At 62.8% G+C, this 23,040-nt stretch carries 23 protein-coding genes; 15 read left to right on the top strand and 8 right to left on the bottom strand.

All coding sequences use genetic code 11. The features are described 5' to 3' along the window. Window positions 1–123: 123 nt before the first annotated feature. On the top strand, window positions 124–2,085 hold the full coding sequence (locus AB4N98_RS01765) for a sigma-54 interaction domain-containing protein (protein ID WP_460149186.1): 1,962 nt from the start codon (window positions 124–126) through the stop codon (window positions 2,083–2,085). Window positions 2,086–2,253: 168 nt separating this feature from the next. Continuing rightward, on the top strand, window positions 2,254–2,778 hold the full coding sequence (locus AB4N98_RS01760; RefSeq protein WP_003173368.1) for a DUF2867 domain-containing protein: 525 nt from the start codon (window positions 2,254–2,256) through the stop codon (window positions 2,776–2,778). Window positions 2,779–2,922: 144 nt separating this feature from the next. Here the strand turns inward: AB4N98_RS01760 and AB4N98_RS01755 are convergent, their stop codons facing one another. Next, a complete protein-coding gene (locus tag AB4N98_RS01755; RefSeq protein WP_003173369.1) occupies window positions 2,923–3,222 on the bottom strand; it encodes a DUF6124 family protein in 300 nt (99 codons plus the stop codon). 379 nt (window positions 3,223–3,601) lie between these two features. Continuing rightward, complete coding sequence (gene rtcR / locus AB4N98_RS01750; protein WP_460149185.1) at window positions 3,602–5,182, bottom strand: RNA repair transcriptional activator RtcR; 1,581 nt, start codon at window positions 5,180–5,182, stop codon at window positions 3,602–3,604. Window positions 5,183–5,394: 212 nt separating this feature from the next. On the opposite strand from rtcR, the gene AB4N98_RS01745 reads away from it, so the two are divergent. Genes AB4N98_RS01745 through rtcA form a run of 3 tightly spaced genes read left to right on the top strand, consistent with a single transcriptional unit; the run spans window position 5,395 to window position 8,458 of the window. Then, on the top strand, window positions 5,395–6,621 hold the full coding sequence (locus AB4N98_RS01745) for an RtcB family protein (RefSeq protein ID WP_368949657.1): 1,227 nt from the start codon (window positions 5,395–5,397) through the stop codon (window positions 6,619–6,621). A gap of 14 nt (window positions 6,622–6,635) precedes the next feature. Next, a complete protein-coding gene (locus AB4N98_RS01740) occupies window positions 6,636–7,424 on the top strand; it encodes a nucleotidyltransferase domain-containing protein (protein ID WP_017530207.1) in 789 nt (262 codons plus the stop codon). An 8-nt stretch (window positions 7,425–7,432) separates the two neighbouring features. Beyond that, a complete protein-coding gene (rtcA, locus tag AB4N98_RS01735) occupies window positions 7,433–8,458 on the top strand; it encodes an RNA 3'-terminal phosphate cyclase (protein WP_065878524.1) in 1,026 nt (341 codons plus the stop codon). Here rtcA and AB4N98_RS01730 read toward each other — a convergent pair. Next, window positions 8,455–9,498 (bottom strand): LacI family DNA-binding transcriptional regulator, encoded by a 1,044-nt coding sequence (locus tag AB4N98_RS01730; protein ID WP_017530209.1) that lies wholly within the window; start codon window positions 9,496–9,498, stop codon window positions 8,455–8,457. The two genes, rtcA and AB4N98_RS01730, sit on opposite strands and share 4 nt — an antisense overlap. A 162-nt stretch (window positions 9,499–9,660) precedes the next feature. On the opposite strand from AB4N98_RS01730, the gene AB4N98_RS01725 reads away from it, so the two are divergent. The 4 genes from AB4N98_RS01725 to AB4N98_RS01710 are packed head-to-tail and all read left to right on the top strand — an operon-like array spanning window position 9,661 to window position 13,131. Next, entirely contained in the window at window positions 9,661–10,755 is a 1,095-nt protein-coding gene (locus AB4N98_RS01725) for a fatty acid desaturase family protein (RefSeq protein ID WP_017530211.1), read from the top strand. A 26-nt stretch (window positions 10,756–10,781) separates the two neighbouring features. Next, window positions 10,782–11,102 (top strand): MocE family 2Fe-2S type ferredoxin, encoded by a 321-nt coding sequence (locus tag AB4N98_RS01720; protein ID WP_460060425.1) that lies wholly within the window; start codon window positions 10,782–10,784, stop codon window positions 11,100–11,102. Beyond that, window positions 11,102–12,304: an NAD(P)/FAD-dependent oxidoreductase gene (locus AB4N98_RS01715; RefSeq protein ID WP_068932213.1), complete on the top strand. Its 1,203-nt coding sequence runs from the start codon at window positions 11,102–11,104 to the stop codon at window positions 12,302–12,304. The genes AB4N98_RS01720 and AB4N98_RS01715 overlap by 1 nt, the downstream gene beginning before the upstream one ends. 2 nt (window positions 12,305–12,306) lie before the next feature. Then, entirely contained in the window at window positions 12,307–13,131 is an 825-nt protein-coding gene (locus tag AB4N98_RS01710) for a sugar phosphate isomerase/epimerase family protein (protein ID WP_065878528.1), read from the top strand. A gap of 24 nt (window positions 13,132–13,155) precedes the next feature. Here AB4N98_RS01710 and AB4N98_RS01705 read toward each other — a convergent pair whose 3' ends face one another. Continuing rightward, a complete protein-coding gene (locus AB4N98_RS01705) occupies window positions 13,156–14,031 on the bottom strand; it encodes an undecaprenyl-diphosphate phosphatase (RefSeq protein ID WP_137220406.1) in 876 nt (291 codons plus the stop codon). A 177-nt stretch (window positions 14,032–14,208) separates the two neighbouring features. Between AB4N98_RS01705 and AB4N98_RS01700 the strand changes: the two genes are divergently transcribed. Continuing rightward, a complete protein-coding gene (locus tag AB4N98_RS01700; RefSeq protein WP_017530215.1) occupies window positions 14,209–14,715 on the top strand; it encodes a GNAT family N-acetyltransferase in 507 nt (168 codons plus the stop codon). On the opposite strand, the gene AB4N98_RS01695 is transcribed toward AB4N98_RS01700, so the two are convergent. Then, complete coding sequence (locus tag AB4N98_RS01695) at window positions 14,693–15,637, bottom strand: GlxA family transcriptional regulator (protein ID WP_017530216.1); 945 nt, start codon at window positions 15,635–15,637, stop codon at window positions 14,693–14,695. The two genes, AB4N98_RS01700 and AB4N98_RS01695, sit on opposite strands and share 23 nt — an antisense overlap. A gap of 172 nt (window positions 15,638–15,809) precedes the next feature. On the opposite strand from AB4N98_RS01695, the gene AB4N98_RS01690 reads away from it, so the two are divergent. The 3 genes from AB4N98_RS01690 to AB4N98_RS01680 all read left to right on the top strand — a co-directional run bounded on the left by AB4N98_RS01690 (window position 15,810) and on the right by AB4N98_RS01680 (window position 18,315). Continuing rightward, on the top strand, window positions 15,810–16,418 hold the full coding sequence (locus AB4N98_RS01690; RefSeq protein ID WP_017530217.1) for a TetR/AcrR family transcriptional regulator: 609 nt from the start codon (window positions 15,810–15,812) through the stop codon (window positions 16,416–16,418). Between the two features lie 15 nt (window positions 16,419–16,433). Next, complete coding sequence (locus AB4N98_RS01685) at window positions 16,434–17,111, top strand: type 1 glutamine amidotransferase domain-containing protein (protein WP_068932214.1); 678 nt, start codon at window positions 16,434–16,436, stop codon at window positions 17,109–17,111. A gap of 79 nt (window positions 17,112–17,190) precedes the next feature. Then, window positions 17,191–18,315, top strand: a complete 1,125-nt coding sequence (locus AB4N98_RS01680; RefSeq protein WP_017530219.1) for an alkene reductase — start codon at window positions 17,191–17,193, stop codon at window positions 18,313–18,315. 102 nt (window positions 18,316–18,417) lie between these two features. Here the strand turns inward: AB4N98_RS01680 and AB4N98_RS01675 are convergent, their stop codons facing one another. Together AB4N98_RS01675 and AB4N98_RS01670 are read right to left on the bottom strand one after the other, a co-directional pair. Next, window positions 18,418–19,416: an NAD(P)H-quinone oxidoreductase gene (locus AB4N98_RS01675; RefSeq protein WP_017530220.1), complete on the bottom strand. Its 999-nt coding sequence runs from the start codon at window positions 19,414–19,416 to the stop codon at window positions 18,418–18,420. Next, on the bottom strand, window positions 19,413–20,639 hold the full coding sequence (locus AB4N98_RS01670; protein ID WP_135196941.1) for a YbfB/YjiJ family MFS transporter: 1,227 nt from the start codon (window positions 20,637–20,639) through the stop codon (window positions 19,413–19,415). The genes AB4N98_RS01675 and AB4N98_RS01670 overlap by 4 nt, the downstream gene beginning before the upstream one ends. Before the next feature lie 109 nt (window positions 20,640–20,748). Between AB4N98_RS01670 and AB4N98_RS01665 the strand changes: the two genes are divergently transcribed. Together AB4N98_RS01665 and AB4N98_RS01660 are read left to right on the top strand one after the other, a co-directional pair. Then, complete coding sequence (locus AB4N98_RS01665) at window positions 20,749–21,624, top strand: LysR family transcriptional regulator (protein ID WP_137220409.1); 876 nt, start codon at window positions 20,749–20,751, stop codon at window positions 21,622–21,624. A gap of 78 nt (window positions 21,625–21,702) precedes the next feature. Continuing rightward, a complete protein-coding gene (locus AB4N98_RS01660) occupies window positions 21,703–22,089 on the top strand; it encodes a DoxX family protein (RefSeq protein ID WP_017530223.1) in 387 nt (128 codons plus the stop codon). Between the two features lie 54 nt (window positions 22,090–22,143). Here the strand turns inward: AB4N98_RS01660 and AB4N98_RS01655 are convergent, their stop codons facing one another. Then, entirely contained in the window at window positions 22,144–22,962 is an 819-nt protein-coding gene (locus AB4N98_RS01655; protein WP_017530224.1) for an alpha/beta fold hydrolase, read from the bottom strand. Window positions 22,963–23,040 lie beyond the last annotated feature (78 nt).

Below are 23,040 nucleotides of genomic sequence, written 5' to 3'. Positions count from 1 at the left end.
AAGGCTGTGCCAATTGATAACGCATTGATTTTATTGTGTTTTTAAAATCGATTAAACAAAATATGTTCATTTTGATGACATGCCTATACTGACATGTCAAAAACATGAACATGGACGCATCGGATGAGCCTGGCCTTCAGCGTACAAGACCTCGATTACCTCACGACCCTGGGGCCGGCCGCGTTGAACGACGGCCCGGTTGCCGCGCTGGAGCAGGCGTGGCGTGATTGCCAGCAGGGCCGCAGCGAACGCCCGGCCGACGTGCGCCAAGTGATCTGGGAATCCTGGCGACGCAGTGTCGAGGCCGCTATCGACCCCGCCGACAGCCAGTACCGCTTTGTTGCGCCGCAAACCTTGGCTGCCACCCTGGCCCGCCACCGCGTACTGATCGCCGCCGCCGCACAGGTCATGCATGGCTTGCTGGCCTACAACCCGCGCGGGCACATCAACCTCACCGATGCAGACGGCACCACCTTGTATTTCTGTGGGCTGGATATCACGCCGGTGGGCAGCCGCTTGCTGGAGTCGGTACAAGGCACCAACTGCACCGGGCTGGCCCTGGCCGAAGACCGTCTGGTGTATGTGCTGGCCGAAGAAAACTTCGCCGTCGGCCTGCGCCAGCGCCGCATGCACTGCGCCGCCGCGCCGATCAAAAATGCCCAGGGCCAGACCCTGGCCATGCTTACCCTCACCGCCGAACCCGGCTGGTTCCACTTCCACACCCTGGGCACCGTGCAGGCGGCGGCCGATGCTGTCTCTCGGCAGATGGCCCTGCAAGCCTTGCTCGAAGAACAGCAAGCCATGCTCGAAGTGCTCAATGAAGGCCTCGTGGTGCTGGATGAGCGCGGCTGCATCAAGGCGCTCAACCGCTATGCCCGTCAGTTGTTCGGGGTGGGGCTGGAGCTGATTGGCAGTCCCTTCCAGCGACTGGGGCGCAGTGAGTTGAGCGATCCGCTGAGTGAGCCCGTGCGCGACCTGGATTGCACCTTCCAACTGCATGACCGCAGCCAACTCGCGTGCCTGGTCTCGGTGTGCCCGCTGGAGCAGGGCGGGGTGATTGTGTCGCTGCGCGAAAACCGGCGCATCCGTGAAATCACCCGGCGTATCGTCGGCACCCAGGCGCGCTATACGTTCGACACCATCCAGGGCACCTCGCGAGCGATCCAGGATGCGTTGCACCTGGCGCGCATCGCCAGCCGCAGTGATTCCACTACGCTGATCCTGGGAGAAAGCGGCACCGGCAAGGAACTCTTCGCCCAGGCCATTCATAACGCCAGCGAGCGTTGCAACGGCCCGTTCGTGGCGGTCAACTGCGGCGCGATTCCACGAGACCTGGTGCAGAGTGAATTGTTCGGCCACGTCGAGGGCGCCTTCACCGGCTCGGCCCGTGGCGGCTCAGCGGGCAAATTCGAGCTGGCCGATGGCGGTACGATTTTTCTCGATGAAATTGGCGACATGTCCTTCGACGCCCAAGTGAGCCTGCTGCGCGTATTGCAAGAGGGCGAGATTGCGCGGGTCGGGGCCAAAAGCGCACGCCCAGTGGATGTGCGCATCATCGCTGCCACCCACCGCAACCTCAGCCAAGCAGTGGCGCAGGGCGCATTCCGCGAAGACCTCTATTACCGTCTCAACGTACTGAACCTGACCGTGCCACCCCTGCGCATGCGCCGCGATGACATCCCACTGCTGGCGCGGCACTTTCTCACGCGCTGTGCACGCTCGCTGCGTAAATCGGTGCAGGGTTTTTCGCCGCAGGCATTGGCCTTGCTCTCGGCGCATGCCTGGCCGGGCAACGTGCGCGAGCTGGAAAACGCCATCGAACGGGCAACCAACCTGGCCATGAGCGAGTTGATCCAGCCCGGCGATCTGCCGTTGGACATCAAGCCTCGCCCACTGGTCCGTGCCTATGAGTCGCAACCCACGCAGGACCTGAGCAGCCACGAAATGCACGCCATCGTCGCCGCGCTGAAAAACACCGGCGGCAATATCCGCCTGGCCGCTCAACAGCTGAACGTGTCGCGGGGTGGGCTGTATAACAAGATGAGTCGGTTTGGGTTGAGTGCCGGGGATTTTCGGGGCGGATGAGAGGGTATGGCGCAACTCTGCGCTGGCGGGTGCCGGTCGGCGCACTATAGGATGGGATGGTTGGTTGATCTGGTTCGATGTCGGCAAGCGCCGTGCGACGTTGCGCCCGGTTCTGCCGGCTGGGTAGCAAGAAACCTATTGAGTAGTCAGATCTAAGGAGAGATCCCGATGCCCCGCGAAGTTGAACCCATTATGTGCGTACCCGTCCCCTCGAGGTCCGGCATTACCCACCTTTACACGTCAACGAACCTGACAGACGCTTTTGCGATCCGGCTCCCGGTGGGCACATCGAGCAACCCGGATTTGCTGGCTCGATTCATCCTTTTCCACCAGCCGTCCTGGATCGGATGGCTCCTGAAAGTGCGAGACACTCTCGTTGTGTGTCTGGGGCTCAAGACAGCCAGGCATCTGGCATCACTGGCTGATCGGGTTGGCCCCTTCAAGGTCTACAGCACGAACCAGACTGAAATCGTGTTGGGAGAGGACGACATGCACCTCGACTTCCGGATATCGATCCTGTGTTCTGAAGAGGCAGAGGCGGAAGGCAGTCGCCAACTGGTTTTTTCAACCGTGGTCCAGTGCCACAACCGTCTGGGCCGGGCCTACCTCTTCGTGATCGCCCCCTTTCACCGCTTGGTCGTCAAGGCCAGCCTGCGCCGTGCCGCGCGCATCGGTTGGCCTCTGGCGACCTGAGTCGGTGTGGCTTGGCTGCCGCGGACAATGTGGGAGGGGGCTTGCTCCCGATAGCGGTGGGTCAGTTGAAATTTACTGAGCTGACACACCGCAATCGGGAGCAAGTCGAATCGTCGCACCGCCCCTCCCACATTTGAACTGAGTTTAGGCCGAGGGCTTCATGCACTCGATAGAGCGATCCACTGTGGTCCTGGCAATCTCCAGCAAATGCCACACCGCCAGAATCTTCGCGCGCTGAGGATTGTCGAGTGCCTCGCCGCAATCCAGCGCAGTTGCCGAAGCACTGTCGAGCAAACTGGCGGTGTAGAGCAGAGCATCTTCGAAGCTCAGGTCTTCGTTGATGGCGTGAAAGCCTTGGGTGGGCAAATAGTGGTCGATGGCGCGGTTAAAGGCGGCACGGTCTTTGGCGGGGTCGCGGGGTGGGTCGGGTAGGACTTTATTCATTGTGTAACTCCTATTGAGCAAGGGAGCTACCGCCAACGCTGCTAAACGAGGGTGGCAGCTGTACGCGGGTTAGCAGACCGGTCAATAGGAAAACCAGCGCACCCGAGGGTGCCCCGCGCACAGCCACCATAAAACGCAGAGGTGAACCGTGTGCCTATTGACGTCAGGCTGCTAAACCCGATCACTGAAATCCAGCGACGCAGCGAAGACTAGCCACCGATTGCAACAGGCACAAGGCGGCGGAGATTGTCTAGGAAACGTCCTGCAATTAAAAGGGAGGCGCCTTGCTGGCCCTTTACAAGCCATGACCAAATGCAATTAGCCCCACATGGAAAATACGGTGCGTGAGCGAGCGCCTGCGCCGCGATTACCACCTGCGCTACGGCTTCAACTGCTTCCAATCAATCGAAAACCGCGCGAGGTATTTGCGCAGCCGGTCCGCATCGTTCGGTTGCGCCTTGGCCTGGCGTGAGACGCCAAACAAGCGTCGGCCTGCATCGGACAGGCTGTCGGCTTGCAGGCATACGTCGATGACGGCTTTGAGTTGTAGCTGGTCAAACAGATCCAGGTCGGCCGGCAGGCACGCGTGGGGTGCGCTGATGCCCCAGGCATAACGCAGGCGCTGTATTTCTTCCTCGACCTGGGCTTGATCGATACGCCCGCTGTCGGCCAGGGTCGCCATGCGTGTGATGGAGGCGGACAGTTCGCGAAAATTGCCCAGCCACGCCGCTTCGCTGGAGCAGGCAAACGCCAGGTAGCGGCGCCGCGCTTCCAGATTGAAACGCACGCGACGGCCTTGTTCGCGGGCGTGGCGCTCCAGCTCGAAGTCGAGGTTCGGCTCGATGTCTTCGCGGCGGCCCGCCAGGCCGGGCAGGTCGAAGGTCCACAGGTTGATGCGCGCGTAGAGGTCTTCGCGAAACAACCCTTCGACGACGCGCCCGCGCAGGTCGCGGTGGGTGCCGGCGATGATCAGGAAGTCGCTGGCCACTTCGGTGTCGGCGCCCATCGGGTAGAAGCGTTTTTCTTCAATGGCCTTGAGCAGCATGGCCTGTTCGTCGAGGCCCAGTTCGCCGATTTCATCGAGGAACAGCATGCCGCCATGGGCGGCGCGCAGCAGGCCATCGCGGGCGTTTTGCGCGCCGGTGAAGGCGCCCTTGATATGCCCGAACAGCGCGGACATGGCGCCATCGCCGCGCAGGGTGGCGCAGTTCACTTCAACGAAGCGGCCCTGCAGTTGATGGCGGCTGCGCTTGAGTTCGTAGATGCGCCGGGCGAGGAAGGATTTACCGGCCCCGGTTGGGCCGATCAACAGCATCGGCGCGGTGGAGCGCACGGCCACGCGTTCGATCTGTTCGATGGAAGCGTTGAACGCAGGGTTGCGTGTGGCGATCCCGGATTTGAGAAACGCCAGGCCTTCCAGGCGCTGGTGGGCGAAACGCGAAGCGATGCGGTCGTAGCGCGACAGGTCGAGGTCGATCAGGGTGTGGGTGCCGGTGGCGGGTGCGTCGGCATCCAGGCGTCGGCTGGGGGAGGTTTGTATCAGGCGGGCCGGCAAGGTGCGCGCTTCGGTGAGCAGGAACCAGCAAATCTGCGCCACGTGGGTGCCGGTGGTGATATGCACCAGGTAATCCTCGCGCTCGGTGTCGAAGCGGTAGGCACTGGTGAAGTCGTGCAACGCGCCGTACACCTCTTCGAAATCCCAGGGATTGGCCAGCGGCATCGGGTGCAGGCGCACCTCGGTGTGGAGCGAGATCTGCTGGATGTCGGCGCGCACTCGCTCGGCAAGGCTGACATCGCGGGCGTCGACGTCGTGGATCAGTTCCAGGCGGTCGATCTGCAGATCATCCTGCTGGCACAGCCCGACGCTGGGGCGCCAGTGGTTCCAGCGATTGGCGCCCTTGCCGACGCGATCCAGCTTGGAACCGATAAATCCGATGGCGACCGTGCGCTTGTGTTTCATGACTGGACCAAAATATAAGTAACGATATGTAAGGATAGAAATAGGGGGATGGGTTTGTCATCGTTTTTCAGCGATAAAAAGATTGCGGATAAAAATAGTTATATAAAACAATATATTACGTGTTTTTTAACACCGAGCGTAAAACCTGGCACGTCTGCTGCTATCACCAGCACGACGCCGTAACGACGGCTTTTCAGAAAAGAACCGAGATCATGCAAAACAACACCTACCAACTGCTGGAAGTCGCCAACGGCAAACCGATCAAGCTCTGGACCGAAGGCGTTCCGGTGGAGCCCGAAGCTCGTCAGCAACTGATGAACACGGCCAGGATGCCGTTTATTTTCAAGCACCTCGCGGTGATGCCGGATGTGCACCTGGGCAAGGGCTCGACCATCGGCAGCGTGATTCCCACCGTGGGCGCGATCATCCCGGCGGCGGTCGGGGTGGATATCGGCTGCGGCATGATCGCCGCGCGCACCACGCTGATGGCCGGCGACCTGCCGGATAACCTGTATGGCCTGCGTTGTGCCATCGAGGCCGCCGTGCCCCATGGCCGTACCCGCAGCCGTAAAGGCCGTGACAAAGGCGCGTGGGAAGACGTGCCGGCCCAGGCCGATCAGGTATGGGCCACGTTGCATCCGCGCTTCAAGGCGATCACCGACAAGTACCCGCAACTGGAGCGCAGCAACCACCGCCAACACCTGGGGACGTTGGGCACCGGCAACCACTTTGTCGAGGTGTGCCTGGATGAGGCCAACCGTGTCTGGTTCATGTTGCACAGCGGCTCGCGGGGCGTGGGCAATGCCATCGGCAACCTGTTTATCCAGTTGGCCCAGGCAGACATGCGTCAGCACCTGGCCAACCTGCCGGACCGCGACCTGGCGTATTTCGATGAGGGCAGCCAGCACTTCGATGACTACGTGCAAGCCGTGGGATGGGCTCAGGATTTTGCCCGGCAGAACCGCGAGTTAATGATGCGCGCGGTGGTCCAGGCCACGCGGCAAGTGATCAGCAAACCGTTTGAAGTGGCGCTGGAAGCGGTGAACTGCCATCACAACTATGTGCAAAAAGAGCGGCATTTTGGCGAAGACATCCTGGTGACCCGCAAGGGCGCGGTCTCCGCGAAAAAAGGCGAGTTGGGGATTATTCCGGGCTCCATGGGCGCAAAAAGCTTCATCGTGCGCGGGCTGGGCAACGAACAATCGTTCTGCTCGTGCAGCCATGGTGCGGGCCGCACCATGAGCCGCACCAAGGCGAAGAACACCTTTACCGTCGCCGACCAGATCCGCGCGACCGCCCATGTGGAGTGCCGCAAGGACGCCGATGTGATCGACGAAATACCGATGGCCTACAAGGACATCGACCGCGTCATGCACGCCCAGCGCGAGTTGGTGCAGGTGCTGCACACCTTGCATCAGGTGGTGTGCGTCAAGGGATAAACGGAGGAATCGAAATGCAAAGGGAAGAACGGCACCCGTTGAGCGACGCCATGCGCGCCCGGGTTGCGCAGGAACTGGACCGAATAGAGCGCGAGCGCAATGTGAAAGTGCTGTATGCCTGCGAATCCGGCAGTCGCGCCTGGGGTTTTGCTTCTACCGACAGCGACTACGATGTGCGCTTTGTCTATGTGGAAAAACCTGATTGGTTCATGCAGGTGGATGCGCCGCGCGACGTGATCGAACGTCCGCTGGATGACGAGTTGGACGTGAGTGGCTGGGAACTGCGCAAGACTTTGGGTCTGCTGCGCAAATCCAATCCCACGTTACTGGAGTGGCTGGATTCGCCGTTGGTGTATCGCCAGCAAACCGAGGCCACCGCGCAGTTGCGGGCGTTGGCCGAAGCCTTCTACAGCCCGCCGGCTGCGCGTAATCACTACCTGTCGATGGCCAGGAAGAACTTTCGCGGTTACCTGCAAGGCGAAACGGTACGCTTCAAGAAGTACTTCTACGTGCTGCGGCCGTTGCTGGCGGTGCGCTGGATCGATCTGGGCCTGGGGCGCCCGCCGATGACCTTCGCCGACTTGCTGAGCACGGTGAGCGACGCGCCTCTGTTGGACGAAGTGGCGACATTGCTGGCGCTCAAACGCAATGCCGGTGAGGCGGCTTATGGTCCGCGGCGGCCGGCGTTGCATGCCTTCATCGTGGCTGAGCTGGAACGCGAGGTACCGGTATTGCCACGCACTCGGGAAGACTCGCAACGACTGGACCGCTACCTGCGGGACACGGTCAAACGGTTTGCATAAGGACGACTATGAAACAGGACGTGATTGAACTGGATGGTGCCATCGGCGGTGGCCAGGTATTGCGCAGTGGCGTGAGCCTGTCGATGGTAACCGGGCGGACGTTGCTCATCAGGAACATCCGCGCCAGGCGCAGCCGCCCGGGGTTGATGCGCCAACACTTGACGGCCGTGCTGGCCGCAGCCCAGGTGTGTGGCGCGCGGGTGGAAGGCGCTGAGCTGGGATCGCAAACCCTGCGCTTTGCGCCGGGGCCGATTCAGGGCGGCGACTACCGCTTTGCGATTGGCACGGCGGGCAGTTGCACCCTGGTGTTGCAAACGCTGTTGCCGGCGTTGTTGCGGGCACCGGGCGCCAGCCGCGTGACCCTGTGCGGCGGCACTCATAACCCGCTGGCGCCGCCAGTGGACTTTTTGCAACGTGCCTGGTTGCCGTTGTTGCGGCGCATGGGCGCGCGTGTCGAGTTGACGCTGCTCCGGCATGGTTTCGTCCCGGCCGGTGGCGGCGAGTTGCAGGCGTTTATCCAGCCCGGCGAACTGGCGCCGTTGCACCTGATGCAGCGTGGCACATTGCTGCAAGCGCGGGCGACCACGCTGAGCGCCGGCCTGCCCCCCCAGGTGAGCGAGCGTGAGTTCAAGCGCGTACGCCAGCGACTGGACTTCAGCCTGGAGCAGTTGTCTGCGGTCGAGATAGACCCCGATCAAGGCCCGGGCAATGTGCTGATGCTGGAGTACACACACGAGCACGTCACCGAAGTGTTCAGCGCCTTTGGCATGGCCAGGGTTCGCGCCGAAACCGTGGCCGATGAGGCGATCAACCAGGCCCTGCAATGGCTGGCCAGCGACACGGCGGTCGGCGAACACCTGGCCGATCAACTGCTGTTACCGATGGCATTGGCGGGCGGTGGCAGTTTTACCACGCCGCAGATGAGCGACCATCTGCACAGCAATATGGCGGTGATCTGCCGCTTCCTGCCGGTAGTGATTGAAACCCACGAGCAGGAGGAGGGCGGGTTGAAGGTCGAGTGCCGGGCGCGCTAAAGATTCTCGGAGGTAACAATCTGCGGCGCTATATGCACCCGATGCCGCAGCGCATCGAACCCCTCGGCACTCTGCAACTCCACCAGCAACTGCACCAGTACCAGCGCCGTCTGGCGCGGTTGCGAGTCCATCACCACATCGATCAGGCCCTGGCTCAACGCCTGGCGTGACAATTCGGTGGACTCCTGCAAAATGCAGCACAGCGCGGGCCGCTTGGGCAGTTGCGCCAGGGCGCTGATAATGCCGTCGCCACCGCCGCCCACCACGCACAGGCCGCGCAGGTCGGTGTGGCGGCTGATCAGGTCGAGGGTGGCTTCTTCGGTAATGTCGCAGTTGTCCAGGTTGATCAGCGGTTCCAGCGGCTTGAGCCCCGGCGCGTGTTCGGCCAGGTAGCTGTGCAGGCCTTCGACCCGTGCCTGGTGGCCGAGGAAGCGATGGCCGCCGAGCAGGATCCCCACGCTGCCTTTGCGCGCGCCGCACGTGCGTGCGAGCAACCAGCCCATGGTGCGCCCGACCACGTGGTTGTCCTGGCCCACGTAGGGTTCCAGGGCCTGCTCATGAATATCCGAAAGCAGCGCCACCACCGGCACGCCGGCCGCGCGGATCTGGGCCAGGCACGCATTGATCAGCGGGTGGGCAAAGCTGACCACCGCGAGGGCGTCGCACTGCACGGCCAATTGTTCGATCTGCGCGACGATGGCGCTTGGGGTGCGGTCGTTGATGTATTCGAATTGGCAACTGAGGTTGGCCGTGGCGTGATGCTCTGCGGCGTCGCTGATCGACTGCGCCAGGTTCGCATAGAACGCCTGCGCCGTGCCCAGCAGCAGGATGCCGAAGCGGTAGGTGGGGCGGCGTTCGCGAATGCGTTGGCCGATCAGCCGCGCGGCAAAGTAGCCCACGGCTTCGGCGGCCTGGAACACCTGTTCGGCGGTGTCCGGGTTCACCGGCGCTCGCGCGTTCAATACGCGGTCGACGGTGGCCACACTGAGGCCCGCCTGGGCGGCCACGGTGGCGATGGTTGGGCGTTTGGTGGTGTGCATAGCTGGCCCCTTGTGCGTCTTGATAGAAAACTATCAAGCCCCGCTGGGCCTGGATGATAGCTTGATAGGGAATGGATTCAAGGCCTTGAGGGGGATTTGGCCGCACTCTATGGTGGGTCTCGCAACGCATCTGAAACTTTTCGCTTGCGGAGAACAATAACAATGCCTGAACACACCGCCCAAACCGCCCGGCGCGACTACAGCCTGACCGGCCCCGAAGCTGCCCGCGCGGCCGAAAAAGGCCTGGTCTCGGCCAGTTGGTACCAGTCGCCGATTTCCCGTAAACGCATGAAAGAACTCATGCAACGCCGAGACGGCCCGGCGCTGCTCGACACCGCCATCTGGGTGATCGCGCTGTTTGCCACCGGCTTTGGCGGCTATTGGTTCTGGGGCTCGTGGGCCTGCGTGCCGTTCTTCCTCGCCTATGGCGTGTTATACGGCACCGCCTCCAACCCGCGCTGGCACGAGACCGGCCACGGCACCGCGTTCAAGACCCGCTGGATGAATGACGTGCTGTACCAGGTCGCCTGCTTCATGTGCATTTTCGAACCGCATGTATGGCGCTGGAGCCATGCCCGTCACCACACCGACACCATCGTGGTCGGCCGCGACCCGGAGATCGTCGAGCCGCGCCCGCCGAGTCTGTGGATGATGTTTCTCAGCCTGTTCAATCTGCCCCTCGCCTGGAAAACCTTCAGCGGTGTGGCGCGCCATGCCGTCGGCCAAATGAGCGCCCAGGAGCAGGACTTTATCCCTGAATCGGAGTGGCCCAAGGTGTACCGCGCCGCGCGGATCTGGGTGGGTATATATGCGCTGCTCATCGGCACGGCGTTGTACCTGCACAGCTGGCTGCCGCTGATGCTGGTGGGCCTGCCGAGTATTTATGGCGCCTGGCTCGGCTACGTGTTCGGCCTGACCCAGCACGTGGGCCTGGCCGAAGACGTGCTCGACCACCGCAGCAACTGCCGCACCATCTACATGAACCGCGTGCTGCGTTTTATCTACATGAACATGAATTACCACCTTGAGCACCACATGTACCCAATGGTGCCGTACCACGCCCTGGCGCAGTTGCACGAAGAGATCCGCAACGACTGCCCGCCGCCCTACGCCAATCTGTTCGAGGCTTACAAAGAGATCATCCCGACGATCCTGAAGCAGCGCCGCGACCCGACGTATTTCGTGCAGCGGCCGATTCGCCCCCAGGCAGAACCGGCTGCCAGTGCCCCGACACATGCAGAAGCTGCTGTTAGCTAATCCTCCTTAAAACAAGAGATAACGCCATGAACGATCAATGGATCGACGTCTGCGCCGTGGGCGAAATAGACGAAGAAGACGTGCTGCGCTTCGATCACGGTGCCCACACCTACGCGGTGTTCCGCTCCGCCGACAATGAATTTTTTGCCACAGCCGGCCTGTGCACCCACGAGAAAATCCACCTCGCCGATGGCCTGGTGATGGACCATGTGGTCGAGTGCCCCAAGCACAACGGGCGCTTCGACTACCGCTCGGGCAAGGCCCTCGGCGCGCCGGTGTGCGTCAACCTCAAGACCTACCTGGTGCGCGTTGAAGCGGGGCGGGTATTGCTCGCGGTCACGGCGTGATGATCAGCGCACCCATGATCATCGTCGGCGCCGGCCATGCCGGCGGCCGTGCGGCGCTGACCCTGCGCGAAGAAGGGTATACCGGGCGCCTGATCCTGATCGGCGACGAACCGCACTTGCCCTATGAACGACCGCCGCTGTCCAAGGGGTTGCTGCAGGGCACCGCGGACCTGGCCGGTTGCAGCCTGTGCGACAGCGCACGGATGGCTGAGTTGAATATCGAACATATCGCCGGGAACCCGGTGACCCAGTTGCAGCCACGGCAACAGCGGCTGCAACTCGCCGACGGCCAATGGCTGGCCTATGCCGGGTTGCTGCTGGCCACCGGCGGCAGGGCGCGGCGTTTGCCTCAAGCGCAGGCCAACGTGCTTTACCTGCGCACCCATGATGAAGCCCTGACCCTGCGCAGTGCCTTGCGTCCGGGCACGCGGCTGGTGATTGTCGGCGGCGGGTTTATCGGCCTAGAGGTCGCCGCGAGCGCTAGAAGCCTGGGCTGTGAGGTCAGCGTGCTCGAAGCCGGGCCGCGCCTGGCGGGCCGGGTGTTGCCGCCGGTGATCAGCCAGGCATTGTTGGACCTGCATCGCGGCCAAGGGGTCGATGTTCGTTTGAATGTGGCACTGGAAACCATCCATGACGATGCCGTGCAATTGGTCGACGGGCAGATGTTGCCCTGTGACCTGGTGGTGGTGGGCATCGGTATGCAACCCAATCTCGAACTGGCTGCCAACGCAGGGTTGGAGGTCGGGCAGGGCATTCGCGTGGATGCCTACCTGCGGACCAGCGCGCCGAACATCTATGCGGCCGGCGATGTCTGTGAGTTTCGCCAGGGGGGCGAGTATCAACGCCAGGAAACCTGGCGTAACGCCGAGGCGCAGGGGCGGCATGCGGCGCTGAATCTGTTGGGCCGTGAAGTGGCTTTTGACGCGATCCCCGGTTTCTGGTCCGACCAATACGACTGGGGCCTGCAGACGGTGGGCGTGATGACCGCGACGACGGCCGGTCGCGTACTGCCGGCCGGCGGTCTGCTGCTGTTTTACCTCGATACCGAGGGCCATTTGCAAGGTGCCTGCGGCTGGGGCATCGGCAACAGCGTGGCCAAGGACATCAAGCTGTGCGAACGCCTGATCAGTGCTCGGATCCCGCTCACCGCGGCCCATCTGGCTGACCCTGAGTGGCCCCTTAAACAGTTACTGCGAGGCTGACGATGCGCCAATTGCTGGTATTTCAATCGCTGTGGGCCATGCAAACCGAACCCGGTCCGCTCGAAGCGCAGCTGGACCGAATCGCCGCCGCCGGCTTCGACGGCATCACCGATCACTATTGGCGGCCCGCCGAGGTGGCGCGCTTGCACGCCGCCGCCACATCGCGGGGCTTACAGGTCGAAGGCCAGTTGTTCCCGCAAACGGTGGACGACCTGGCCGCCGCGCTGGATGTGATCAGCGGTTATGGCTGCCACCACCTCACGCTGCAAGCCGACGTGCGCCCGCGCACCCAGGCCGAAGCCGCCCGGCTGGTCGAAGGCTGGCAACGCCTGGCCGAGCAGGTGGACTTTCCGGTGCTGCTGGAAACTCACCGCTATCGGCTGACCAACGACCTGCTGTTCACCCTCGACCTGCTGGCGCAAATGCCCGACCTGAAGCTGCTCGCCGACCTGTCGCACTATGTTGTCGGGCGTGAGTTGCCGGAGCCGGGCACCGTTGAGGACGATGAACAGATCCGCACCATCCTGCGTCACAGCTGGGGCTTCCATGGGCGCGTGGCCAGCAGCGAGCAGGTGCAGGTATCGCTTGAGTTTCCCCAGCACCACGCCTGGGTCGAGCGCTTTACCGGTTGGTGGCGCTACGGCATCGACGACTGGCTGGCCCGGGCTGATACCCCGCGGAGTTTGTCGTTCACCTGCGAACTGGGCCCGCCGCCTTATGCGATTACCGGCGCGGATGGGCGTGAGATCAGCGATCGCTGGGCCGAGGCGTTGAGGCTCAAAGCACTGATACGTCAGGTGTGGAGCGAGTGCCAAACGAGGGACTGAAGAGCACATGACTCAAAAGAGCCACTACCCTGGCAGCAGTCCGGTGCTGACCGCGACAATCAGGAACACCCCCAGCAGCGCGCGGTAGATCACGAACGGCCAGGTCGAGAAGCGCTCCAGAAATTTCATCAGCCCCCAGATCGCAAAGAACGCCGAGACGCTCGCCACCACCAGCCCGAACAGCAGGTGCGGCCAGGCGTGGGCCGGCAGGTCGGCGTGCAACAACACCCAGAGTTCTTTCAAACCGGCGAGGGCGATGGCCGGCAGGCCCAGCAGGAACGAAAAGCGCGCGGCTTCTTCACGCTTGAAGTTCAGGAACAGCGCGGCGGTCAGTGTGGAGCCGGAACGCGACACCCCGGGAATCAACGCACCAATCTGCGCGATACCCACGATCAATGCATCCCGCAGGCGCATCTGGCCCACCTCGCGGGTGTGCCGTGCCCGCAGCTCGGCCGCTGCCAGCAACACCGCCATCACCAGGCAGGAAATGCCGATCACCATCAACCCGCGCAAGGGCGAGTTGCAGGCATTCAAGGTCGAAGACAGTGCCAGCCCGGCGATGCAGATGGGGATAGTCGCCAAAACGATCGCCACCGCCAGCTTGAACCAGCGGTCGTTATAGTCACCTCGGCGCACCGCGCCGATGCTGCCGGTGGTCACCTGGCGTACGTCGCGCCAGAAGTAACTCACCACCGCCGCCAGCGCCGCCAACTGCATGGCCGCCGAAAACGCCGAGCCGGGGTCTTGCCAGCCAAGCAGGGCGGGCACCACGCGCATATGGGCGGTAGAGGACACCGGCAACAATTCGGTGATGCCCTGGATCACCCCCAGGATAAAGATCTGCAAATAATCCAGGGACGCAAAGCCCACATCCAGGCCGGCGGAACAGACGTTCGTCAAAATACATGTCCTTGAGAAAGGGGGATTTCGGCGAAGTCTATTCGAAATGTTTCAGCGCTTCGGCAGCAGGGCACGGCTATTTGCAATCGGTTCAGCAAGTAGAAAGGTTCGCCGCTGTATTGGACTGTTCCGCCGATTTGTGAACAATGTCGCCGTGCATTTTTCACCGAGAGCCCCATGCCTGAAACCACTGTCGAACTGATCCAGACCGGCCCTGAAGAGGCCCAACTGATCCGCAATCTTTACCAGTACTACGCTTATGAATCCTCGGACTGGGAGCAGGAGGATGTCGAGGCCGACGGCCGTTTCTACATCCACGACGAACACCTGGCCCGCTACTGGCAGGACCCGCGTTGGAGCGCCAACCTGCTGCTGGTCGATGGTTTCATCGCCGGTTTCCTGTTGATCGAAGACAGTGAAGTCCCTGGCGTCGACGCCCTGGAGCTGGCCGACCTGTTCATCCTCAAGCGCTACCGCCGCAAAGGCATCGGCCGCGCCATCGCCAGCCAGGTGCTGTGCAGCGGCGAGGCCGATTGGCTGGTGCGTTTTTATGACCAGGACGAAGTGTCCCAAGCGTTCTGGCGCACGGTGCTGGATAACCTGCCGCGCCCGGTGCACGCCATCGAGCTTGAGGATGAGCCGCAGTTGGTGAGTTACCTGATCACCCGTGCGGCGTTGCATTAAACGCCTGCTGCATCGCCTGCGGCGGTTGGCCGAACGCGCGTAGAAACGCCTGGCGCATGCGTTCGCGGTCGCCAAAGCCGGTTTCACGCGCCACCACTTCAACCGGATGACGGCTGGTTTCCATCATCGCCCGCGCGGCCTCCACGCGCAGGGCTTCGATGGCCTTGGCCGGGGTTTGCCCGGTTTCTTCGCGAAACACCCGGCTGAACTGGCGCGGGCTCAGTCGCGCGACATCGGCCAGGGCTTCCACCGACAGGTCATGCGTGAGGTTTTCGCGGGCATAGGCCAGGGCCAGTTGGACGCGGTCGGACTTGGGGTCCAGTTCCAGCAGCGCCGACAATTGCGACTGCTCGCTGCCGCGGCGCTGGGCGATCACCAGTTTGCGCGCAATGCGCCGGGCCAAATCACTGCCCAGGTCGTTCTCCACCATGGCCAGCGCCAGGTCCACACCGGCGCTCATGCCGGCGCCGGTCCACACCTGGCCATCCACGACGAACAGTTTGTCTTCTTCCAGGCGAATGGCCGGGTAGCGCTTGCGAAATGCCGGCGCGTGAATCCAATGGGTGGTGGTGCGCTTGCCTTCCAGCAAGCCGGCGTCGGCCAGGACAAAGATGCCCATGCACAGTGAGGCGACCCGGCGCGACTGGGCCGAAGCGGCCTTGACCAGCTCCAGCAGGTTGGCCTCTGGCAGGCGAAATTCCAGGTAGCCGCTGACGATCAGCGTGTCATAGCCCTCGGGCCGAACCGCTGAGGTATTCACCGAAAACCCCAGGGACGACATCACCGCGCCGCCGCATTCCGACACCAGGTGGAACTCATAAGCCGGCTCGCCACGCAGCAGGTTGGCGCACTCGAACACCGAGCCCAGGCTGAGGCTCAGCGACTGGAAGTTCGGGTAAACCATCAGCGCAACGCTGTGCATCATCATTCTCCAAGCGGTCGGGAGAGGCGATTGTCGGCGCGTGCCTGGCAAACGGCAACCGACTTCGCGGCATGTCCGTAATCCTTGCGCATCTGACATTGTGAGCGTCCGGCGCGGCTTCTAACATGGCCCCAACGAACTAGACGACTGGTCTAATCGGACGGGATCAAGCATGAACAGCGAAACCAAAAGTGCACGGCAGACCATTCTCGACACGGCGCAAGTGCTTGTCGGCCGCAAAGGGTTTACTGCGGTGGGCCTGAACGAAATCCTCCAGGCCGCCGCAGTGCCCAAAGGCTCGTTTTATCACTACTTCAGCTCCAAGGATGCGTTCGGCGTGGTGTTGCTCGATAGCTACTTCGACAACTACGTGCGCGGCATGCGGCAACTGTTCGATCAGCCCGGTTTGACCCACTGCGCCAAGTTGATGCGCTACTGGCAAGCCTGGACCGACAACCAGACCGGCTGCACCGACGCGGGTAAATGCCTTGCCGTCAAACTGGGTGCCGAGGTGTCCGATCTTTCAGAGCCGATGCGTTTGGCGTTGCAGCGCGGTACGTCACGCACCATCGAACTGCTGGCGATAGCCCTGCAACGTGGCGTCGACGAAGGCTCGCTGAACCTTGGGCACAGCGCACAACAACTGGCCCCTCAGCTTTACGCGTTATGGCTGGGCGCCAGCGTGATGAGCAAGATCACCCGTACACCCGCGCCTTTCGACGAGGCGCTGCTGCTGACCCGACAGCTCTTGGGTCACCCTGAACACACTGACATTCACTGATCGAGGCACTGGAACATGAAAGTATTAATGGTACTGACCTCTCACGACCAGCTTGGCGATACCGGGCGCAAGACCGGTTTCTGGCTCGAAGAGTTTGCCGCTCCCTATTACGTGTTCAAGGGCGCCGGTGCCGAGGTGGTGCTGGCATCCCCTGCCGGTGGCCAGCCTCCGTTGGACCCTAAGAGCGATGAGCCGGATGCGCAAACCGAGCAGACTGAGCGCTTTGGCAAGGACCCGGCCGCGCAGCAGGCCCTGGCCACCACGGTGAAGCTGGACACAGTCAACGCCGACGACTTCGACACCGTGTTCTACCCAGGCGGCCACGGCCCGCTGTGGGACCTGGCGGAGTCGCCGGTGTCCATCGCGCTGATCGAAGCGTTTGAGCGTGCCGGCAAGCCGGTTGGTTTTGTCTGCCACGCGCCGGGCGCCTTGCGTCACGTCAAGGCGGTCAACGGCGAGCCGTTGATCAAGGGCCGTCGCGTTACCGGCTTCTCCAACTCGGAAGAGGAAGCGGTCGGCCTGACTAAGGTGGTGCCGTTCCTGATTGAAGATGAATTCAAGCAGTTGGGCGGCCAATACGAGAAGGGTGCCGATTGGCAGTCCTTCGTGATCGTCGATGGCCTGCTGGTCACCGGGCAGAACCCCGGCAGTTCCAGCGAGGTGGCCAAGGCCCTGCTGAAACTCACCGCTTGACCTGACTGACCGCTCCATTCATTGGCGACCCAAACGGGCCGCCAATGCGTTTACTCGTCCTGAATTTGGTAGATCCGCTATGAATGACCGTATTTTGAACACCCCGGTAAAGCTGGGGCACCGCACCTTGAACAACCGCGTGGTGCTGCCACCGTTGACCCGTCAGCGCAGCGCGCAACCCGGTGATATCGCCACCGACCTGATGGCCGAGTATTACCGCCAGCGCGCCGGCGCCGGTTTCATGATCAGCGAGGGCACGCAGATCGAACCGCGTGGCCAGGGTTATGCGTGGACACCGGGCATCTACACCCCGGCGCAGATCAATGGCTGGCGCAAGGTCACCGACGCGGTGCATGCCGAAGGCGGGGTGATCTTCGCTCAGTTGTGGCATGTGGGGCGGGTGTCCCATAACGCCTTGCAGCCGGGCGGCGCCGCACCGGTGGCGCCTTCCGCGCTGCCGGCGTTGCAGGCCAAGGCCTTTATTGAAACCGGTGCTGGGGTTGGAGAATTGATGTCGCCACCCGTGCCGCGTGCCTTGGCCGTGCTGGAGATCGAGGAACTGGTCGGGTACTACGCACAAGCGGCACGCAATGCGCTGGACGCAGGGTTCGACGGGGTGGAAATCCACGCGGCCAATGGTTACCTGGTCAACCAGTTCATCTCGGCCCATTCCAACACCCGTGATGATGAATACGGCGGCTCCCTGGAAAACCGCCTGCGCTTTCTGCGCGAGATCGTCGAAGCCGTGTGCAAGGTGGTCGGGCCGGAACGCCTGGGCGTGCGTTTTTCACCGTTGTTCAGCGGCACCGACGAGGACCGCGTCTACATCGGCCTGGTGGAAGAAGACCCGCACCACACCTATATCGAAGCGATCAAGGTGCTGCAAGCTTCGGGCATTGCCTATGTCTCCATCGCCGAGGCCGATTGGGACAACGCGCCCGTGCTGCCCGACAGCTTCCGTGAAGCCGTACGCAGCACCTTCAGCGGGCGCATTATCTACGCCGGGCGCTACACCGCTGAACGCGCTGCCAAACTGGTGGACGCGGGGCTGGCGGATTTGATCGCGTTCGGGCGACCGTTCATTGCCAACCCAGACCTGCCGCAACGCTTGTTCAACGGCTGGCCGCTGAACCCACTGCGGGAAGAGGGCATGTATGGCGGCGGGGCAGTGGGCTATACCGACTACCCCACGTACCCCGGATAAACACGCGGCCCCCACAGGGAAACTCCATTTGGTTTGAGATTTTCACAAGGCCGGGCTTGAGGCCAAGCACCTCAACCCCTTGAGCCGTCGGGGGCTGTCAGGTCAGCTGACTTGCAACACAATCTTGCCAATATGATCCCCACCCTCCATCCGCGCATGGGCCTGGGCCGCGTCGGTGTAGGCATAGACCTTGTCGATGATCGGCAGGCAGCGCCCGGCCTCCAGTACCGGCCAGATGTACTCGCGCAGTTGTTCGGCGATCGCGGCTTTTTCTTCACGGGTGCGCGCGCGCAGCAGCGAGCCGGTGATCACCGCGCGCTTGCCGAGGATGGTCAGCAGGTCAACGTCATTGGCCCTGGCGCCGCCGAGGAAACCCAGCATCACCAGATGCCCGTCCATGGCCAGGGCCTTGAGGTTGTTGTTGAGGTACGAGCCGCCCATGATGTCGAGGATCACGTCCACGCCCTTGCCGTCGGTCTGTTGGCTGATGACCTCGGCGAAGTCCTGCTCGCGGTAATTGATCGGCTCCCCACCCAACTTGGCAATGGCCGCGCATTTGTCGGCGCTGCCGGCGGTGGCGAAGGCCTGTATACCGAACTCGCGGCACAGCATCAGCGCGGTGGTGCCGATGCCACTGGTGCCGCCATGGATCAGCACGCGCTGGCCGGTGTGCGCATCACCGAGGCCGAACAGGTTGGCCCACACGGTGAAGAAAGTTTCCGGCACCGCAGCGGCCTGAATCCAGTCCATGCCCTTGGGGACCGGCAGCGCCTGGCCGGCAGGCACCGCGCAATACTGCGCGTAGCCGCCGCCGTTGGTCAGCGCGCACACCTTGTCACCCAGTTTGAACGCCGACACACCGTCGCCCAATGCCGCCACTTCACCGGCCACTTCCAGGCCGGGGTACGGGCTCATGCCGGGTTTCATCGGGTACTTGCCGGCACGTTGTAGGGCGTCGGGGCGGTTGACCCCGGCGGCGTGCACGCGAATCAGGATCTCGCCGGGGCCGGCCACCGGCACGTCGACCTGGCGCGGTTGCAGCACATCCGGGTCGCCAGGGGTGGTGATTTCAATCAGGGTCATGTCGTTGGGAAGCGTCATTTGAGAGTACCTGCAGCGATGAGCGTATGGGTTGGGACCGTATCGAGCGGTCGGCGGTTCAGCAGGATCATGCCCAGTTCCAGCGCCAGCGCAACCACGATTGCCACGGCGGCGATTACGAACAACAGAGCATGCTGGCCGCCGCTGAGATTGAACAGCGCCGAATAGGCAAAGCCTGCAATCGCCTGGAACGTGGCAAAGGAGACGGTCGCGCGGCTCCAGGCCACTTGTTGCTGGTGATGGTTGGGGATCAGCTCGTGCACCCGCGCCAGCGCCAGCGGCACGATGCCTGGCGGGAACGAACCGAGGATCACCGCCAGGGTGGCGAGGGCCATGAAGTCACTCGCCATTGCCAATGCACCCACCGCGATGGCCTGCACCACCAGCACCAGGCGGATACTCAAGCGCGCGCCCAGCGTATCCGCCAGAAAACCGTAGGTCACCGGCCCCGCAATCGAACCCAGGCCGTACATCACCCAGATCATCGCCCCCACATGCGCCCCGGCACCCAAGCCCCGGGCCACGTAGTCGACCAGGAACACCATCGCCGGCACCAGGCCCGCAGCCATAAAGGCGTATTGCGCAAACAGCAGATAGACGCCCGGCGGTGTGGGTGCAGAGACGCCCGATGGCGTCGGCGCTTGCTGCGGCGTGCCACTGGGCCAGGCACACCAGCTGGCGGCCGTCAGCGCCACGGCCAGCAGGCCGAGGCCGAACCAGGTTTGCGCAAGGCCAAGGCTCAACAGCGGCGGCACCAGCGTGCCGGAACCGGCAATGCCCAGGCCGATCCCGAGAAAAATCGCACCACTGGCCAGGCCCCGGCGCGCGACGGGAACATGCGGCAGCACGGTCGCGGCCACCAGTACCATGATCGCGCCGCCGGCGATGCCCGACAGCAGGCGCCAGCCGAAGAACCAGGTCAGCGACAGCGGAAAACCACAGGCAAAAAACGCCAGGGTCACCGCCACCATCATCAGGCGCAGGGCGGTTTTGTTGGAGGTGCGCTGAGCGATGGGCCGACCGATCAACGCGCCGATCAAGTAGCCGACCAGGTTGGCGGCGCCGAGGTACACCACATCGCTGGCGCTGAACCAATGGGCCTGGATCAACGAAGGAATCAACGGGGTGTAGGCAAAGCGCGCCAGGCCGATGCTGACCAGGCTGGCGCACAAACCGGCGAAGATCGGCAGCCAGACAGCGCTGCGGGGTGGGGTGTCGTGCATGATGGCGATCCTGAGGATTTTTTTCCGGTGCCCAGCATATCCAGGATTGAAGGTGCAATAATGCAGCGATTACACGGCACGATGATGCATATATGCAGCGGGAGCGGAGATGAATTGGGATGATGCGAGGGTTTTCCTGGCGGTATGCCGCGAGTCCACATTGCGCGGTGCCGCACGGGTGTTGGGGGTGGATCAGGCCACGGTCGGGCGGCGGATCAATGCCCTGGAAAAATCCTTGAGCGCGACCTTGTTCCTGCGCACCTCCGAAGGCTATGCGCTGACCGCCGTGGGCGAGGCCGCGCTGCACTCGGTGGAAAAAATGGAGCGCTCGGCCCTGGACCTGGAGCGCCAGATCCAAGGCCTGGACGACCGCCTGACCGGTATCGTGCGGGTCAGCACCACTGACTCCCTGGCCATCGATTTCCTGATCCCGGCCATCGCCAGCCTGCACGGCAAGCACCCGGATGTGCGCGTGCAATTGGACGCCTCCACCCAGATCCTCAGCCTGGCCAAGCGCGAAGCCGATATCGCCGTGCGCAATACCCGTCCCGACAATCCCGATCTGATCGCCCGGCGCATCGCCCGTTGGCCGGTGGGGCTGTTTGCGTCGCAGGCCTATATCGAGCGCCACGGCAGCCCTGAGCCGGGCGGCCTGTTCGACGGCCACGACCTGGTGGTCTACCAACCCTACCTGCAAACCCACAAGGACCTGACGCTGGTCAGCGAACCTTTGGGCCGGGGGCGCATCGTCGCGGCGTTGAGTTCCAGCCTGTTGGTGCGCCGCGCCATCGCGGCCGGGCTGGGCATCGGTGAGATCCCGGTGTGCACCGGCGAACGCGACGGCCTGGTGCGCCTGTGGCCGCAGCGTGTACGGCCGTTGCCGTATGACGTGTGGCTGGTGACCCACGCCGACCTGCGTCACACCGCACGGGTGCGCGCGGTGATCGAGGAAATCGTCACGGCGTTCGCCGGCACGGGGGAGTAAAGGTCAGCACAGGCTTGCAAGCGTGCATGCGCCTCGGTGGACACAATCGACGTCGATAACCACCTACAGGGAGCGCATATGAACGAATCAAAACACCAGGATCTGGGGCTGTTGTTTCTGCGGGCGAGCGGGGCGCTGTTCCTGCTGTGGGTGCATGGCTTGCCCAAGGTGCTCGACTACAGCGAACAGTTGAAGCAGATCGAAGACCCGTTTCATTTGGGCGCGCACATGACCTTGCTACTGGCGATTTTTGCCGAGGTGCTGTGCCCCGTGTTGATCGTCGCCGGGGTGCTGGTGCGCCTGGCCTGCTTGCCGATCCTGGCGGTGCTGTTGATCGCCATGCTGGTGGTGCATCCGCAGTGGACGTTGTTGGAAGGGCAGTTCGGCTGGTTGCTGCTGATCATCTTTACCAGCGTACTGCTCGCCGGGCCGGGTCGCTTCACATTGGGCGGGCGGTTTGCCTGAATAAAAAGGGCCGGGCAAGCCCGGCCAAATAAGGAGAGCGGTGTTTCAGCTGTTTCAGCGGTTCAGGAACGCCAGCAAGTCTTCGTTCAACGCCTGGGCGTGGGTCACGGCGAACCCGTGGGGCGCGTCCTTGTAGACCTTCAACTCGGCGCCCTTGATCATCTCGGCCGCCACCTTGCCAGTGGTTTCGAACGGTACGATCTGGTCGCCGTCGCCGTGGATCACCAGGGTCGGCACGTCGATTTTGGCCATGTCCGGGCGGAAGTCGGTTTCGGAGAACGCGGTGACGCAGTCCACGGTCGACTTGAGCGAGGCCAGCATGGCGATCTGCAGGGTCTGGCTCAGGGTGCCTTCAGACACCACCTGGCCTTTGTTGAGGCCAAAGAACGGGGTGTTGAAGTCTGAGATGAACTGCGCACGGTCCTTGAGCAAACCGTCCTTGATACCCGCGAACACTTCCAGCGGCACGCCTTGGGCGTAATCCGGTTGCTGCCCGAAGATCGGCGTCACCGCGCCCAACAGCACCAGGCCGGCAACACGGGCGCTGCCGTGGCGGGCGATGTAGCGCGCGACGTCGCCACCGCCCATGGAGAAGCCCACCAGGGTCACGTCCTTGAGGTCCAGGTGTTCGATCAACTGCGCGATATCGTCGGCGAAGGTGTTGTAGTCGTTGCCGGTCCACGGCTGGTCCGAACGGCCAAAACCACGGCGGTCGAACGCGATGGTGCGGTAGCCGCGGCTGCTCAGGTATTCCATCTGGTATTCCCACATGTCGGCATCCAGCGGCCAGCCGTGGCTGAACAGCACGGGCTTGCCGCTGCCCCAGTCCTTGAAGTAGATCTGGGTACCGTCTTTGGCAACGAATGTGCTCATGCAAAACTCCTTGATAGGGGTGGGTAAAACGCGGGATTACTATGGCCGTTAAACCGGCTTCACGGCTTGTACCGGTGT

Source organism: Pseudomonas sp. S3_E10 (genome assembly GCF_054667615.1).
The sequence above is the reverse complement of the archived record's forward strand: the minus strand, read 5'-3'. Positions and strand labels throughout refer to the sequence as shown.